Source organism: Plantibacter sp. M259 (assembly GCF_006065115.1).
In the GTDB taxonomy this organism is placed as follows: Bacteria; Actinomycetota; Actinomycetes; order Actinomycetales; family Microbacteriaceae; genus Plantibacter; species Plantibacter auratus.
Map to the genome: position 1 here is coordinate 2,658,933 of NZ_CP040750.1, position 15,684 is coordinate 2,674,616.

Annotated in this window: 14 protein-coding genes; 5 read left to right on the plus strand and 9 right to left on the minus strand. The window is 70.0% G+C overall.

Going from position 1 to position 15,684, the window contains the following annotated elements; translation table 11 throughout:
• Positions 1-4: 4 nt before the first annotated feature.
• Positions 5-955, minus strand: coding sequence for a siderophore-interacting protein (locus FGL15_RS12480; protein ID WP_124768591.1), 951 nt, complete (start codon positions 953-955; stop codon positions 5-7).
• Between the two features lie 122 nt (positions 956-1,077).
• On the opposite strand from FGL15_RS12480, the gene FGL15_RS12485 reads away from it, so the two are divergent.
• From FGL15_RS12485 to FGL15_RS12500, 4 genes are all read left to right on the plus strand, one after another.
• Positions 1,078-3,240 carry an ATP-dependent Clp protease ATP-binding subunit gene (locus FGL15_RS12485; RefSeq protein WP_086473058.1) on the plus strand — a complete coding sequence of 721 codons (2,163 nt, stop codon included), beginning with the start codon at positions 1,078-1,080 and terminating at the stop codon, positions 3,238-3,240.
• A 223-nt stretch (positions 3,241-3,463) separates the two neighbouring features.
• Positions 3,464-4,441 carry a PrsW family glutamic-type intramembrane protease gene (locus tag FGL15_RS12490; RefSeq protein ID WP_138946289.1) on the plus strand — a complete coding sequence of 326 codons (978 nt, stop codon included), beginning with the start codon at positions 3,464-3,466 and terminating at the stop codon, positions 4,439-4,441.
• Positions 4,442-4,527: 86 nt separating this feature from the next.
• A complete protein-coding gene (locus FGL15_RS12495; RefSeq protein ID WP_138946290.1) occupies positions 4,528-4,947 on the plus strand; it encodes a hypothetical protein in 420 nt (139 codons plus the stop codon).
• 60 nt (positions 4,948-5,007) lie between these two features.
• Positions 5,008-5,661 (plus strand): DUF1345 domain-containing protein, encoded by a 654-nt coding sequence (locus FGL15_RS12500; protein WP_229940487.1) that lies wholly within the window; start codon positions 5,008-5,010, stop codon positions 5,659-5,661.
• Positions 5,662-5,848: 187 nt separating this feature from the next.
• On the opposite strand, the gene FGL15_RS12505 is transcribed toward FGL15_RS12500, so the two are convergent.
• Both FGL15_RS12505 and acs read right to left on the minus strand, forming a co-directional pair.
• The gene (locus tag FGL15_RS12505) at positions 5,849-6,349 is read right to left on the minus strand and encodes a nitroreductase family protein (protein WP_370281700.1); all 501 of its coding nucleotides are present in this window, start codon (positions 6,347-6,349) and stop codon (positions 5,849-5,851) included.
• A 160-nt stretch (positions 6,350-6,509) separates the two neighbouring features.
• Positions 6,510-8,606 carry an acetate--CoA ligase gene (gene acs, locus FGL15_RS12510; RefSeq protein ID WP_138946291.1) on the minus strand — a complete coding sequence of 699 codons (2,097 nt, stop codon included), beginning with the start codon at positions 8,604-8,606 and terminating at the stop codon, positions 6,510-6,512.
• Positions 8,607-8,781: 175 nt separating this feature from the next.
• Here acs and FGL15_RS12515 point away from each other — a divergent pair, with 175 nt between their 5' ends.
• A complete protein-coding gene (locus tag FGL15_RS12515; protein ID WP_138946292.1) occupies positions 8,782-9,723 on the plus strand; it encodes an NADP-dependent oxidoreductase in 942 nt (313 codons plus the stop codon).
• Positions 9,724-9,797: 74 nt separating this feature from the next.
• Here the strand turns inward: FGL15_RS12515 and FGL15_RS12520 are convergent, their stop codons facing one another.
• The 6 genes from FGL15_RS12520 to FGL15_RS12545 all read right to left on the minus strand — a co-directional run bounded on the left by FGL15_RS12520 (position 9,798) and on the right by FGL15_RS12545 (position 15,604).
• Positions 9,798-10,142, minus strand: coding sequence for a hypothetical protein (locus FGL15_RS12520; protein WP_138946293.1), 345 nt, complete (start codon positions 10,140-10,142; stop codon positions 9,798-9,800).
• Positions 10,143-10,325: 183 nt separating this feature from the next.
• A complete protein-coding gene (gene thrC / locus FGL15_RS12525) occupies positions 10,326-11,771 on the minus strand; it encodes a threonine synthase (RefSeq protein WP_138946294.1) in 1,446 nt (481 codons plus the stop codon).
• 92 nt (positions 11,772-11,863) lie between these two features.
• Positions 11,864-12,973, minus strand: a complete 1,110-nt coding sequence (locus FGL15_RS12530) for a low specificity L-threonine aldolase (protein ID WP_138946295.1) — start codon at positions 12,971-12,973, stop codon at positions 11,864-11,866.
• 164 nt (positions 12,974-13,137) lie between these two features.
• Positions 13,138-13,575 (minus strand): hypothetical protein, encoded by a 438-nt coding sequence (locus FGL15_RS12535; protein WP_079704981.1) that lies wholly within the window; start codon positions 13,573-13,575, stop codon positions 13,138-13,140.
• Positions 13,572-14,723 carry an ABC transporter permease gene (locus tag FGL15_RS12540; protein ID WP_240773528.1) on the minus strand — a complete coding sequence of 384 codons (1,152 nt, stop codon included), beginning with the start codon at positions 14,721-14,723 and terminating at the stop codon, positions 13,572-13,574. Before FGL15_RS12540 ends, FGL15_RS12535 begins: the two co-directional genes overlap by 4 nt.
• On the minus strand, positions 14,720-15,604 hold the full coding sequence (locus tag FGL15_RS12545) for an ABC transporter ATP-binding protein (RefSeq protein ID WP_137242383.1): 885 nt from the start codon (positions 15,602-15,604) through the stop codon (positions 14,720-14,722). The genes FGL15_RS12540 and FGL15_RS12545 overlap by 4 nt, the downstream gene beginning before the upstream one ends.
• Positions 15,605-15,684 lie beyond the last annotated feature (80 nt).

Here is a 15,684-nt window from a genome sequence, read left to right on the forward strand (position 1 = left end):
CGGCTCATCGGTTGTCTTCGGCCTTGCCGTGTCGCCAGTAGCCCATGAACGCGACCGACTTGCGGTCGACGCCGCACCCGGAGACGAGGTGCCGACGGAGCGTCTTGATGGCCGACGCCTCTCCGGCGAGCCACGCGTAGAGCGGTGCGCTCTCGAGGACGGGGCCTCCGGTCGCGTTGACCGGCGCTTCCCAGAGCAGCTCGGTGTCGACGTCGACGTCCTCGAGCGCCGGCTGCGTGGCGATCGTGGCGGTGTCGACGCTCGGCGCGAGGCGGCTCGCGATGCGCTCGACCTCCGGGATGAGCAGGGTGCCCACGGGCTGGTCTCCGCGGGGGAGGACGACGACCTCGACCCCGTCGGGCTTCGTGGACAGGGCGGCGATGTCGTCCTCGTGCGGCAGCTCGACGACGGCGATCCCGCGCGCGGTGCTCGGGAGGCGCTCGAGGATCCCGGCGATCCCGGGCAGGGCCGTCTCGTCGCCGGCGAGGAGTACCTGGTCGACGGTGGCCGGCGCGTGCCAGTCGATGCCGCCGGCCGGGACGGCCGACCGGGCGTTCGGGACGTTGACGACGAGCTCGTCGCCGACCTTCGCGTCCATCGCCCAGGTGGACGCGGGGCCGACGCGGCCGTGCAGGGCGATGTCGACGTCGAACTCGGCGAGCTCGGGCCGGACCTCGCGGATCGTGTAGGTGCGCATCGGGTGACGCTTGTCGTTGGGCAGTAGTCGCCAGGCCTGGTACCAGTCGTCGTGCATCGGCAGCTCGTCGAAGCCGGTGTCGGGCAACGGGAAGAGCAGCTTGATGCGCTGGTCGTGGCGGTTGTCCGCGATGTGCTGGACCTCGGGACCGGTGAACGTGAAGCGCCGATAGCTCGGGCTCACCTGCTCGATACGCCGGACGACGGCTGCGAGGAGGATGAAGATCGAGTCGGGGGTCTGTTCACTGAGGCGAGGCATCGATAGGTAAGCCTACCCTTCGATGCACGGGAGGGCACCAGTCGATCGGATCTTGTCCGCCACGACCAGCAGTGGTAAACTTGAGTCAGATTCACTCAAGTTTTGAACAGGAGACCGTACCCATGCCAGCAGGCCAGACGCCTCAGCAAGAGGATCAGCGCAGCGCGCTCGAGCAGTACGGCGTCAACCTGACCGAGATCGCCGCCTCCGGCAAGCTCGATCCGGTCATCGGCCGCGACGCCGAGATCCGCCGCGTGAGCCAGGTGCTCACACGACGCACCAAGAACAACCCCGTCCTCATCGGCGAGCCGGGCGTCGGCAAGACCGCCGTCGTCGAAGGCCTCGCCCAGCGCATCGTCGCGGGCGACGTCGCCGAGAGCCTCAAGGGCAAGCAGCTCATCTCCCTCGACCTCTCCGCGCTCGTGGCCGGCGCCATGTACCGCGGGCAGTTCGAGGAACGCCTCAAGGCGGTGCTCAAGGAGATCGACGAGTCCGACGGACAGGTCATCACCTTCATCGACGAGCTCCACGTCCTCATGGGCGCGGGTGGTGGCGAAGGATCCGTCGCGGCGGCCAATATGCTGAAGCCCATGCTCGCCCGTGGCGAGCTGCGGCTCATCGGCGCGACCACGCTCGACGAGTACCGCGAGTTCATCGAGAAGGACGCCGCCATGGAGCGTCGCTTCCAGCAGGTGTTCGTGGGGGAGCCGAGCGTCGAGGACACGGTCGCCATCCTCCGTGGCCTCAAGGAGCGGTATGAGGCGCACCACAAGGTGGCCATCGCCGACAACGCGCTCGTCGCCGCGGCTGCCCTGTCCAACCGCTACATCACGTCGCGGCAGCTGCCCGACAAGGCGATCGACCTCATCGACGAGGCGGCCAGCCGACTGCGCATGGAGATCGACTCGGCCCCCGTCGAGATCGACGAGCTCCGGCGCAGCGTCGACCGCCTGAAGCTCGAGGAGCTCGCCCTCAAGAAGGAGAAGGACGACGCCTCCAAGGAGCGCCTCGCCCGCCTCCGGGAGGACCTCGCGACCCGCCAGGCCGCGCTCGGCGAGCTGCAGGCGCGCTGGGAGCGCGAGCGTGCGAGCCTCAACCGGGTCGGCGACCTCAAGAAGCAGCTCGACGCCGCCCGGAGCAAGGCCGAACGCGCCCAGCGCGAGGGCAAGCTCGAACAGGCGTCCAAGCTGCTCTATGCCGACATCCCGCAGCTCGAACGCGAACTCGCGCTCGCGGAGTCGGCAGAGCAGGACACCGACGGTGAACCCCGGATGGTGAACGACCAGGTGACCGCCGAGGACATCGCCGCCGTCATCGCTGCGTGGACCGGCATCCCCGTCGGTCGCCTGTTGCAGGGCGAGACGGAGAAGCTGCTGCACCTCGAGCAGGAGCTGTCCCGCCGACTCATCGGGCAGCACCGTGCGGTCGCCGCCGTGTCCGACGCCGTCCGGCGCACCCGGGCCGGCATCTCCGACCCCGACCGCCCGACCGGCTCCTTCATGTTCCTCGGCCCCACCGGCGTCGGCAAGACCGAGCTGGCGAAGGCGCTCGCCGAGTTCCTCTTCGACGACGAGAAGGCCATGGTCCGCATCGACATGTCCGAGTACGGCGAGAAGCACTCGGTCTCTCGGCTCGTCGGTGCACCTCCGGGGTACGTCGGCTACGAGCAGGGCGGGCAGCTCACCGAGGCCGTTCGTCGACGCCCGTACTCCGTCGTGCTGCTCGACGAGGTCGAGAAGGCGCACCCAGAGGTGTTCGACATCCTCCTGCAGGTGCTCGACGACGGTCGGCTGACCGACGGCCAGGGGCGCACGGTCGACTTCCGGAACGTCATCCTCGTGCTGACCTCCAACCTCGGCTCGCAGTACCTGATGGACGCCTCGCTCTCCCTCGAGCAGAAGGAGGAGGCGGTGCAGCAGCTCGTGCGCCAGGCCTTCAAGCCGGAGTTCATCAACCGTCTCGACGACATCGTCGTGTTCCAGCCGCTCAGCGAGGCGGAGCTCGGCCAGATCGTCGAGCTGTACATCGATCGCCTGCAGCGTCGACTGGGCGAGCGTCGGCTGCACCTCGCCGTCACGCCCGACGCCCGTGCCTGGCTCGCGGAGCGCGGATACGACCCCATGTACGGCGCGCGTCCGCTGCGTCGACTCATGCAGCGGGAGATCGACGACCGCCTCGCACGGGCGATCCTCGACGGCTCGATCCGCGACGGCGACACCGTCCACGTCGGGCTCGCGAGCGACGGCGACGGCCTCACGGTCGAGCGAGCGGTGGTCCCGGCCTAGCCCGCCTGCTTGCGGCCAGCGCGGTGCGCTGACCCGAGCGCGACCCACCGATGTGAGCGCGCCCCTCTGGAGGGGCGCGCTCACGCGTATGCGCCGCGCTCACACGACAGCACCGCGCTGGCAGCCCCCCCGAGTGGGGGAGGAAACCCCTGGTGCGCTACGGATGCCGCGCACTAGCGTGATCCTCGCGGTGGGCCCGGTCGGCGTGCCCTGAGAGGATCCGATGTCACACGCAGCCCCGAGCACGACGCCTGAGACCAGCGACACCGCCGTGCCACTCTGGCGTCACGCACACGCCCCCGCCTGGTTCTTCTTCGGCGGCCTGGCGCTCTGGCTGTTCCTGCTGCTGGTGCCGCACGTCCTCCTCGGCAACCCGGCGGTGATCCCCGCGTGGATCCTGCTCGGCTCGGGGCTCGCCGCGTCGACCCTGCTGCTCATCATGGCCCGTCGTCTCCAGCCCGGCGACGGCGTCACGACGGCGACGCTCCTCTGGGCGGTCCTGGTCGGAGGCTTCATCGCCATCACCCTCGGCAGCACCTTCGACTCCCTCATCGGCGTCGCCGCGACCGATGCCGGCGAGAGTCCGCACGACATCGGGCTGTTCTTCGCCGGGGTCGCCGAGGAGCTGGCGACGATCATCGCCGTCGTGATCGTGGCGTGGCGGTTGCCGGTGAAGACCGCCCGTGGTGGGCTTTTCGTCGGCGGCGCCGTCGGGATCGGTTTCGCCGTCCTCGAGAACCTCTGGTACATCGGGCAAGGCTGGGCGAACGGTGTCGAGGCCTCGCAGAAGCTCGTCGCCGGGTCGCCGCCACTCGAGACGATCCTCTCGCACCCGGCGTTCCATGCGGCCGGGGCGGCGTTCGCGCGGACCATCTTCGACCCGGTCGGACACCCGCTGTGGACGGCGCTGTTCGCCGCGGCGGTGTTCGCGGCTGCACGCAACGGTCGGTTCCGGGTCACCGTGGGCGTGGTCCTGACCTACCTGCTCGTCGCGGTCATGCACGGCCTGTGGGACGGCAACGCCGTGCTGTGGGGGCTGTTGTTCCCGACCGTGCCGGCACTCAAGATGCTCACCGTCCCGGCCCTCGTCATCCTCGTCGTGGCGTTCGCGCTCATCTGGCGGGCGCGGGTCCGTCGCATCAACCGCGAGGCGGGTGTCGTGTCGCTCCACGTCCCGCGTCGTGAGCGGACGAAGGCCTGACACCAGCCTCGCGATGGCTGCGGTGATCCGGGCATGCCGGGGAGTAGCGTGAAGCGCACCTGATCCGCGACGCCGAGGAGACACCCATGCTGGGACGCAAGACCTTCGAACAGCGAGAGGTCGACCAGGCGAAGACGATGATCGCCGCCCTCGTCGCCGGCCGCGAGACACTGGCCGAGGCCGGAGCGGACCCCGCGGCACTGGCGGTGGTCGACCCGGAGTTCTTCACCGGTCTGACGCTCGTGCTCGACCGACCCTTCGTCCACCGGGTGCGGTCCGTGCTCGGGAAGGGTCCAGGGGCCCTCAACGAGCTCGAGCTGATCGTGGCATCGATCATCGACCACGACCGGGTGTTCACGGTGGGGACCGTCCTGCAGTACGCCGAGGGGTCGTCGTTCACCGGTCTCGTGCCGGGCGAGACGATCCGGCTGAGCGCCGAGCAGTTCGAACGCCTCGCCGTCGGCGTCTTCGCCGAGTTGGAGGAGTTGTTCGTCGAAGCGGTGTGAGGTGCGGCGTCGGCCGCGAGTCTGCGTCACGCGCTCCGCGGACGGTGCCACGATCAGCTCGTGAGCTCATCGACGTCCGGAACGATCATGGTGCGGCACGGCGCGAAGCTCCGGTTGACCGTCTCCGCCCTCGTCGGTGTCGCCGTGGGCGTGATCGTCGGCCTGAACTGGTTCTGGGCGGGTGCGATCCTCGCCGGGTGGGGGACCACCTGCGTGGTCTTCGTCGGCTCCCTCTGGATCCGCATCTGGCGGATGGGCCCCGAGCGGACGCGCGAACACGCGACCTCGGAGGAGCCCGGGCGGACGACGAGTGAGGTGCTCATCGTGCTCGCGAGTGTCGGGAGCCTCGTGGCCCTGAGCGTCGTCATCCTGCAGGCGAGGGCGTCGTCCGGGGTGGAGCAGGGCGTGCTCGCCGGTTTCGCGGTCGTGAGCGTGGCGCTCTCCTGGGCGCTCATCCACACGATCTACACCCTGCGGTACGCGCGCATGTACTTCGCGGCGCCGGAGGGCGGCATCGACTTCAATCAGGAGGAGGCGCCGCAGTACAGCGACTTCGCCTACCTCTCGTTCGACCTCGGCATGACCTACCAGGTCTCGGACACGACGCTGCGGTCCAGCGAGCTGCGCCGCACCGTGCTCAAACACACCCTGCTGTCATACCTCTTCGGCTCCGTGATCCTGGCGACCGTCATCAACCTCGTCGCGGGGCTGTAGCGGCGCAACGGACACGCTCTTCGACAAGCGGTTCCTGAGCCTGTCGAAGGACAGGGACCGGGGATGGTGCTCAGAGACCGGTTACGACGACGGTGAGCCCCGGAACGACGACGTTGAGCCCCGAGACGACGACTGCGCAGCCCGGCGGACCGGACTGCGCAGCGTGGTGGTGCAGGAACTGAGCGGACTACTCCTGGACGATCACGAGGTCGGCGAGCGGACGACGCTCGCGCGGAGCCGTCTCGCGGTCTCGGAGCATGCCCTCGGGCAGGAGCTCGGGGTCGCCGAGCTCGCCGAGCGCGGTGACGGTGAACGGCACGAGGCCGTCCGGCAGCGAGAACGCCTCCCGGATGCCGTCGGCGGAGAAGCCGGCCATCTGGTGCGCGAAGAGACCGTCGCTGTGGGCCTGGATGCTCAGGTGCGCCATCGCCTGGCCGAGGTCGTAGATCGCCCAGGGACGCTCGTTGCCCTCGTCGTCGAGGGTTTCGGCGACGGCGACGATGAGCGCGCCGGCCTGCGCGGCCCAACCGCGGTTGAAGGCCACCAGCTGCTCAGCGATCGTGTCGAACGTGGCGGTGCCCTTGGTGCCGACGATGAACCGCCAGGGCTGCACGTTGTTGGCGCTCGGCGACCAACGCGCGGCTTCGAGGGCCGAGGCCATCTTGGCGGCGTCGACGGGCTCGCTCACGAAGGCGCGGGGCTCCAGCGGTCGGCGAGGACGTCGAGGATGGGGGCGTCGGTCTGGGCGGTACGGGTGACGATGGACATGCGGTCTCCAAGCGAAACAAGGGAAGTGGACAGAGGTTGCGTCGCCGTTGACGATGGATGCAACTGCATCGATCGGGGTGCTATTCCCGGGCTCGAGGGCTCCGTGCAGCAGCGACGATCTCCGCGATCCGGTGCGGGGCCGCTTCGTCCTGCAGCGACGTCGTGTCGCCGAGGGACCGCTGGTCGACGATGTCGCCGAGCAGACGCCGCATGATCTTCCCCGAGCGGGTCTTCGGGAGGTCTGGGACCACGAAGACGTCGCGGGGCTTCGCGATCGGGCCGATCTCGTTCGCGACGTGTGACCGCAGTGCCTCGCGGAGTGCCGCGGAGCGCTCCAACCAGTACGCCTCGCCGTCGGCCTCGGGCCCGTGGGATCGCGAGGACGGGATGACGAACGCGGCGATCGCACTCCCCGTGATCGGGTCGTGCACGCCGACCACGCCGGCCTCGCCCACGTGGGGATGCGACACGAGGGCCGACTCGATCTCGATGGTCGACAGGCGGTGGCCCGAGACGTTGATGACGTCGTCGACGCGCCCGAGGACCCAGATGTCGCCGTCCTCGTCCCACTTCGCGCCGTCGCCGGAGAAGAAGTAGCCCTGCTTCCAGTACTTCGCCCAGTACGAGTCGCGGTAGCGCTCCGGGTTGCCCCAGACCGTGCGCGCGAGCGACGGCCCGAAGCGGCTGACGACCAGATACCCGCCGGATCCGTACGGCACCGTCTCGCCGTCCTCGTCGACGACCAGCGCCTCCAGGCCGGGGAGTGCGCGACTGCCGGAACCCGGCTTGATGGTGGTCGCGCCGGGGAGCGGCGCGATGACGGCCGACCCCGTCTCCGACTGCCACCAGGTGTCGACGACCGGGGTCTCGCCGCGCCCGATGCGGTCGCGGAACCACATCCAGGCCTCGGGGTTGATTGCTTCACCGACGGTACCGAGGAGCCGGAGGGTCGAGAGGTCGTACTCGGCGGGCGGCCCCTCGGGGAACCACGTCATGAGGGTCCGGATGAGCGTGGGCGCCGTGTAGTACGTCGTCACGCCGTAGCGCTCGATGATCTCGAAGTGCCGTGCCTGGTGCGGGGTGTTCGGCGTGCCCTCGTAGATCACCTGGGTGAGCCCGTTCGACAGCGGACCGTAGATCTCATAGGTGTGTGCCGTGACCCAGGCGAGGTCGGCGGTGCACCAGTGGACGTCGTCGTCCTTGGCGTCGAAGATCGCCCAGTGGGTCCAGGACGCCTGGGTGAGATAGCCACCTGACGTGTGGACGAGTCCCTTGGGCTTCCCGGTGGTGCCGCTCGTGTAGATGATGAAGAGCGGGTTCTCCGCATCGAACGCCTCGGCCTCGTGGGTGTCGGCGGCGACACCCACGGTGTCGTGCCACCAGACGTCGCGACCGGGGGTCCACGGCACGTTCGGCGTCTCGTCGCCCGTGCGTGCGACGACGAGCACGTGCTCGACGGACGGCACACCGTCGACGGCGGCGTCGGCGTTCTGCTTGACCGGCACGGCCGTACCCCGGCGGTACTGACCGTCGGTGGTGATGAGTAGCTTCGCCTCGGTGTCCTCCACCCGGAAGCGCAGCGCCTCGGCGGAGAACCCGCCGAACACGAGGGAGTGGATGGCGCCGATGCGGGCGACTGCGAGGGTGGCGATGACCGTCTCGGGGATGACCGGCAGATAGATGACGACGCGGTCGCCCTGGCCGACGCCGAGTTCCGTCAGGGCGTTGGCCGCCTTCGCGACCTCGCGCTGCAACTCGGCGTAGGTGATGGAGCGGCGGTCGCCCGGCTCGCCCTCGAAGTGGAGGGCCACTTTGTCGCCTCGTCCGGCGTCGACGTGGCGGTCGACGCAGTTGACCGCCACGTTGAGCGTGCCCCCGGCGAACCAGGTGGCGGCGGGTACGGTGAGCTCGGGCTCGGGGTCCGTCGGGTCGGACCCTTCGACCGGCCGGGCCGGGTCCCAGGTGTGCGCCGTCTCCCACGGGGTGACCCAGTCGAGGCGTCGGGCCTGCTCCTCCCAGAACGCCACGGGGTCGGCGGCCGCGCGAGCCCACTCCTCCGGGCCGACGTTCGCCCTCTGGGCGAGGTCGGTCGGCGGGGCGTAGCTGCGGGTCTCGGCGAGGAGGTTCGCGATGGTGGCGGCGGGCGCTGCGGACGTCGATCCATCAGTGGGAGGCATGCTGCAACGCTACGCGGGAGGCCCGGGCCGGTGCCATCCGCGGGTCATGCGGCGTCATGGTCCGGACGTTCCGCGGGGCTGTGGAGGAGCGTCGGGAGTAGCCTCGAAGGGCCGCCGCGATGCGCGGCGGAGGTCGATCAGGAGCGCGCACGGCGTGTCTCGAGAAGGGAACGACATGGCGACCGTCATCCAGTACCAGGAGCTCGGCTCGGCCGACGTCCTCGAGCTCGTCGAGGTGCCGACGCCTCAGGCGGGCCCCGGCGAACTCGTCGTCGAGGTGCGCGCCGCGGGCGTGAACCCGATCGACTGGAAGCTCCGGAGCGGCGTCCGCGGCGGCGAACTGACCGGCACCCGACGCGTCGGGAGCGACGGCGCCGGGGTCGTCGTCGAGGTCGGCGACGGGGTCGAGGGCTGGTCGATCGGCGACGAGGTGGTCGTCGTCAACGCCTCCGGGACGTACGCGACCCACGTCGTCGTCACGCCCGATCAGATCATCCGCAAACCGGCCGCCATCTCCTTCGAGGAGGCTGCGGCGATCGGCATCCCCGTGAGCACGGCCTATCAGGCACTGCGCTCGCTCGGCGTGACCGAGGGGACGACCCTCCTGATCCACGGCGGATCGGGCTCGGTGGGGCACGCCGCCGTGCAGTTCGCCGTGGCCTGGGGAGCGACCGTCGTCGCCACCGCGAGCGAGGGCAACCACGCACGCTTGCGGGAGCTCGGGGCGATCCCCGTCACCTACGGTCCCGGGCTCGTCGAGCGCGTTCGTGAGGCCGCCCCGCAGGGCGTCGACCGCGTGCTCGACGCCGTCGGAACCGACGAGGCGCTCGAGGCCTCGTTCGAGCTGGTCGAGGACCGGCAGCACATCGGCACGATCGTCGTCGGCGCGAAGGCCGCCGACCTCGGCATCCAGGCCTGGTCCGGGGGAAACCCGCTCCCGCTCACGGCGCAGGAACAGGCCTGGCGGGCGGAGGCCATCCCGGCGGTCGCGTCCCTCGTCGAACAGGGACGCTTCAGCTTCGAGCTCGGGACGGTCCGGCCCCTCGCCGAGGCCGCCGATGCGCACCGCGAGAGTGAGTCGGGCCACCCGAGCGGGAAGCTCATCCTCATCCCCTGAGCGCCCTTCGACAGGCTCAGGGACCGGAGCGACTTGAGCGGGAGCGCCCTTCGACAGGCTCAGGGACCGGAGCGCTACTCCGGCCCCTCGCCGAAGCTGTCACCGACGGGAGCGCGGTCGGCGAGGTCGTCCTGGTCGTCGAGGTCCTCGACGGCGTCCTCGGTGTCCGCGTCGTCGTCCAGACCTGCATCGCCGACGACGTCGTCACCACCGATGCCGTCGCCGGCGTTGCTCAGGCCGCCGTCACCGGGGGCCGCGTCGTCGGCCGAGCGGTCGACCGCACCACCGTCGGGCACGACACCGCCGACCGAGCTGTCGGTCTGGTCCTCACCCGGCACGTGTGCCTGGGCACCCGGGCCGCCGTGGGCAAGGGCGTCGCGTTGGGCGTCTGCTGCTGCTGGATCCATGGGATTGCTCATGACGGCAGCGTAGGCCGGACGCCGAGACGTCGCTGGGGCTTGGCTCCGGCGGGCTCGACGCCTATCCTCCGCGCTTCCCGCCGGGCCGGACGCGGCGGTGACAGCGCGGTGCCCTTCGACCGGCTCAGGGACCGGGACCGGGACCGGCTCAGGGACCGGGGCAGGCTCAGGGACCGGGGTGGGTCAGCGGCCGGTGTGCTCCACGATGATCGCCTTGATGCGGTCGACGTCGGCCGGCACGATCTCGAATCGCTGCTCGAGCCCCTCGATGCCCTCGAACGCCTCGGGACGCTCCGGCTCCTCGCCGAGCGCCTCGCGGACGATCTCGGCGAACTTCGCCGGCAGCGCGGTCTCGAGCACGAGCATCGGGACGCCCTCGCGCAGGTGCCGACGGGCGACCGTGACACCGTCGGCGGTGTGCGGGTCGATCGTGACGCCGTAGCGCTCGTGGACGTCGCGGATGGTGGCGACGCGGTCGGCGTGCGTGCTGCGACCGGAGACGAAGCCGAACTCGCTGATCCGCTCGAACTCGGGCGTCCCGGAGAGGTCGAACCCGCCCTCCTCGTCGAGGGACCGGAACAGCTCACCGAGGCGGGTCGCGTCCTGGCCGACGAGGTCGTAGAGGAAGCGCTCGAAGTTCGACGCCTTCGAGATGTCCATGCTCGGGCTGGAGGTGTGGTGCGTCTCTGCCGCCGAGCGCGGGCGGTACACGCCCGTGCGGAAGAACTCGTCGAGGACGTCGTTCTCGTTCGTCGCGACGACGAGCTGGTCGATCGGGAGCCCCATGGATCGGGCGATGTGCCCGGCGCAGACGTTGCCGAAGTTGCCGGACGGCACCGAGAACGACACCTTCTGGCCCGGACCGTCGGTCGCGAGCAGCCAGCCGTGCACGTAGTACACGACCTGCGCGACGACGCGGGCCCAGTTGATCGAGTTGACCGTACCGACGGCGTGGAGTGCCTTGAACGGGGCGTCCTTCGAGACGGCCTTCACGATGTCCTGGCAGTCGTCGAAGTTGCCCTCGACGGCGAGGTTCACGATGTTGTCGTCCTGGAGGCTGAACATCTGCGCGCGCTGGAAGCTGCTCATGCGGCCGTGCGGGCTCAGCATGATGACCCGGATGCCGGTCTTGCCGCGCATGGCGTGCTCGGCCGCGCTCCCGGTGTCGCCGGAGGTCGCGCCGAGGATGTTGAGCTCGTCGCCGCTCTTCGCGAGCGTGTACTCGAAGAGGTTGCCGAGCAGCTGCATCGCCATGTCCTTGAAGGCGAGCGTCGGGCCGTTCGAGAGGCCGAGGAGCTGCAGCTCGGTGCCGCTCTCCTCGCCGAGGGTGCGCAGCGGGGTGATGAGCGCGGCGTCGTCGCCGGCGCGGCCGTTCGAGTACACCTCGGCGGTGTAGGTACGACGGGTGATGTCCTGGAGGTCGGCGGCGGGCATGTCGTCGGCGAACTTCGACAGCACGGCGAACGCGAGGTCGGCGTAGGACAGCTCGCGCCACGACTCGAGCTCGTCAGCGGTCAGCTGCGGGTACTCGGCCGGGAGGTACAGGCCGCCGTCCGGGGCGAGCCCGCCGAGGAGGATGTCCGAGAAGTGCTGGGGCAGATCGTGGCCCCGCGTCGACTGATAGTGCATGACCGTCTCTCTCATCCGGTTGGAAGCCCGATCTCCAACCTTGCCATATCGGGGGTCGACGCGCAGAGGCCCGCCGTCATCGTGACCGGCCGCTACGCGCGGGTGAGCTCCTCGCGGATCGCGGCGACGAACGCGTCGATGTCGTCCTCCGTGGTGTCGAACGAGCACATCCAGCGCACCTCGCCCTTCGCCGCGTCCCAGTCGTAGAAGCGGAAGCGTTCCCGCAAGCGGTCGGGGACGCCCGCGGGCAGGGTCGCGAAGACCGCGTTGGCCTGCGTCGGCTGGCTGAAGCCGAGTCCCGGTGCCTCGCCGGCGGCGATGAGGGCCTCGAGGGAGGTGCGGAGGCGCGCAGCCATCGCATTGGCGTGGGTCGCGGATCGGAGCCAGAGCCCGTCGCCCCCGTCGGCCGCCGGCTCGAGCAGGGCGATGAGCTGCGCCGCGCCGAAGCGCATCTTCGACGCCAGCTGCATGTTGAGCTTCCGCAGGTAGACGAGGCCCTCCGACGCCGACGGTTCGAGGACGACGATGGCCTCGCCGAACATGAGCCCGTTCTTCGTCCCACCGAAGGACAGCACGTCGACGCCGGCATCGGCGGTGAACGCGCGCAGTGGGACGCCGAGGGCTGCTGCGGCGTTGGCGATGCGGGCGCCGTCGAGGTGCAGTTTCATGCCGTGACCGTGCGCGTGGTCGGCGATCGCGCGGATCTCCTCGGGCGTGTACAGGGTGCCGAGCTCGGTGGTCTGCGTGATCGAGACGACGAGCGGCTGTGCGCGATGCTCGTCGCCCCAGCCCCACGCCTCGCGGTCGATGAGGTCGGGCGTGAGCTTGCCGTCGGGGGCGTCGACCGTCAGGAGCTTGATGCCACCGACCCGCTCGGGTGCGCCGCCCTCGTCGGAGTTGATGTGCGCGGTCGACGCCGAGATGACGGCACCCCAGCGCGGGAGCATGGACTGCAGGCCGACGACGTTCGCGCCGGTGCCGTTGAAGACGGGGAACACGGCGACGTCGCGGCCGAAGTGATCAGCGAAGACCTCGTGCAGCCGACGGGTGTAGTCGTCCTCGCCGTACGCGATCTGGTGGCCGCCGTTGGCCGCCGCGAGGGCGTCGAGGATCTCGGGGTGGACGCCGGAGTAGTTGTCGGAGGCGAAGCCGCGGATGGTGGTGTCATGCAGAGAGTCGGTCACTGATCCATCCTCGCGCATGCCACACGCAGCTTCCGTGCATCGCGGGCCGACTTCCTGCGTGCTCGGGTCGGTGTCGTCGGTCTCCCCTAACTCAGGAGTGTCCCGGCGTGGCGGCCGGTGCGGGCGGCCGACACGCCGCGACACGCCGGGACCTTCCTGAGTTAGGGGACTGGGAAACGGGGTCAGTCGGCGGCGTGACGGGGGCCGTCGGAGGAGGGGACGACCTCCTCGGGCACGGCGTCGATCGCGGCGTCGACGTCGGCGTGCGCACCGGGCTCCGGCTCCGCGTCCGGGGTCTCCTGCGCGAGCGCATGCTCGTAGGCGAGCGCGTGCACGGCGATCGAGGAGGCGACGGCGGCCTGCTGCTCGTCCTCGGCGGAGGGCTGAGCCGGCTGCTCGGCCGCCAGCGCGGCGGCCTGTTCGGGCGTCAGTCGGGCGTCCTGGTCCTCCTCGTCCTCGTCCACGAGGTCGAGCACGATGGGCTCATCGCCGTAGATGTCGCCCGCCGGGTCGCCCGCGAGCGGGGCCGGAGCGGGGAGCCGCTGCTCGGCGTCGAGGAACTGCTTGGCCTCGAAGGCACCCGGGTTGAAGACCTCGTCGATCCCGCCGAGCCCGCTCATGCCTTGAGCGCTTCCGAGAGCTTGACCCGGCCACCCATTTTCAGCAGCGAGTTCTCGTAGATCCGCGAGCCGACGAGGATGACGAGCGCCGCAGTGACCGCGAGGATCAGCAGGGACAGGATCGGCTCCCACCACTGCGCCGAGCCGACGAAGAGACGGACGGGCATGCCCACGGCTGCCGAGAACGGCACGTAGGACATGATCGTCATCACCACCGGGTTGTCGTTGAAGAAGATGACGGCGAAGTACGGGATCATGATCAGCATCGTAATCGGCGTGGTGGTCGAACCGATGTCCTCTTGACGCGAGACGAGGGAACCGGCCGCGGCGAACAAGGCGGCCAGCAGGATGAAGCCGAGCACGAAGAACACCACGAACCAGACGACCGGGGTCCCGAGGCCGGCCAGCAACTCCGTCTGGCCCGTCACCGTCAGCCCAACGACCGACAGCGCCGCGATCGCCAGGATCTGCCCGAACGCCAGGATGCTGTTGCCGAGCACCTTGCCGGCGAGGAGCGCCTTCACGGGGATGGCGGACATGAGGATCTCGACGACGCGGGTCTGCTTCTCCTCGACGACGCTCTGCGCGATCGACGCCCCGAAGGTGGTGGCGGAGACGAAGAACACGAGACCGAACCCGAGCGACACGATGTAGAGCAGGAAGCCGGCGGAGCCGTCGGCGTCGGGGTCGAGGATGGTGACCTGCGGCTGTGCGCTCAGCTGCATGATGAGCGTGCTGGAGGCCTCGGAGTCGAAGATGACCTGGACGCCGGTGGGGTTGTCGTCGGTGGCCGGTGCGATCGCCGCCTCCACGTCGCCCGACTTCACCAGGGCTTCAGCTGCGGCGACGTCGGCCGCCTCCGTCACGTCGAAGGTCTTGCCGTCGACGAGTCCCGCACCCGCGTTCCCCACGACCGCGACCCTCGTGGTCTCCGTGGCGGTGTTCTTCGCGAGGAACCCACCGACGACGATGCCGGCGAGGATCACGAGGAGCAGGATGCCCGTCGAGATGAGGAACGTCTTGCTCCGCAGACGCATCTTGACCTCGCGCTCGGCGACGAGGCCGATGCTCTGCACGAGGCTGGGGGAGGCCGGGCCGGAGCGACGACGACCGGCGGGCTGGATCGGGGACTCGGTTGCCGTGGTCACTGGATGACCTCCTTGAAGATCTGGGCGAGGGTGGGTCGGAGGGGGGCGAAGCTCGTGACGTCGCCCTGGGTCAGCGCCTCACGGAGCACGGCCTGCGCCGCCTGGGCGTCGTCGGCGTCGAAGAGGGCGTAGCCACCGTCGAAGTCCACGACGGAGATGCCCGGACGCTCGCGCAGCCAGCCGGTGTCGGCCGCGGTGAGCAGCTCGTAGCGGTTGCCGGCGTGGGCTTCGCGGAGGGACTCGCGCGAGCCGGAGGCGCGGATCCTGCCACCGGCGATGATCACGAGGTCGTCGCAGAGGCGCTCCACGATGTCGAGCTGGTGGCTCGAGAACAGGACGGGGGAGCCGTCGGCGGCGAATTCGCTGAGCACCCCGACGACCACGTCGACCGCCATCGGGTCGAGGCCCGAGAACGGCTCGTCGAGGACGAGGACGTCAGGGTCGTGGACGAGCGCCGCGGCGATCTGCGCCCGCTGCTGGTTGCCGAGCGACAGGCTCTCGAGGGCGTCGTTCCGGCGCTCGCCGAGGCCGAGGCGCTCGAGCAGTTCGCCGGCGTTGCGCTTGGCCGCGTGGGTCGTGAACCCGTGGAGGCGGGCCAGGTAGACGAGCTGTTCCTCGACCCGCATCTTCGGGTAGAGGCCGCGCTCCTCCGGCATGTAGCCGAACCGGCGGCGGTCCTCCGGGGTGAGCGGGGTGCCGTCGAGCGTGACGGTCCCGGCGTTCGCGGCGAGGACACCGAGCAGGATGCGCATCGTCGTCGTCTTGCCGGCGCCGTTCCCGCCGACGAACCCGGTCATGCGGCCGGGGGCGACCTGGAAGCTGACGTCGTCGAGCACCTTCCGCTCGCCGTACGACTTGTCGATGTGGCTGAGTTCGAGCATCGGCCGCCTCCTGTGATCTGCGTGCTGGACCGAGTGTCCTGCGTCGGGTTCTCCCGGTATGGCGATCACGCTACGCGGCG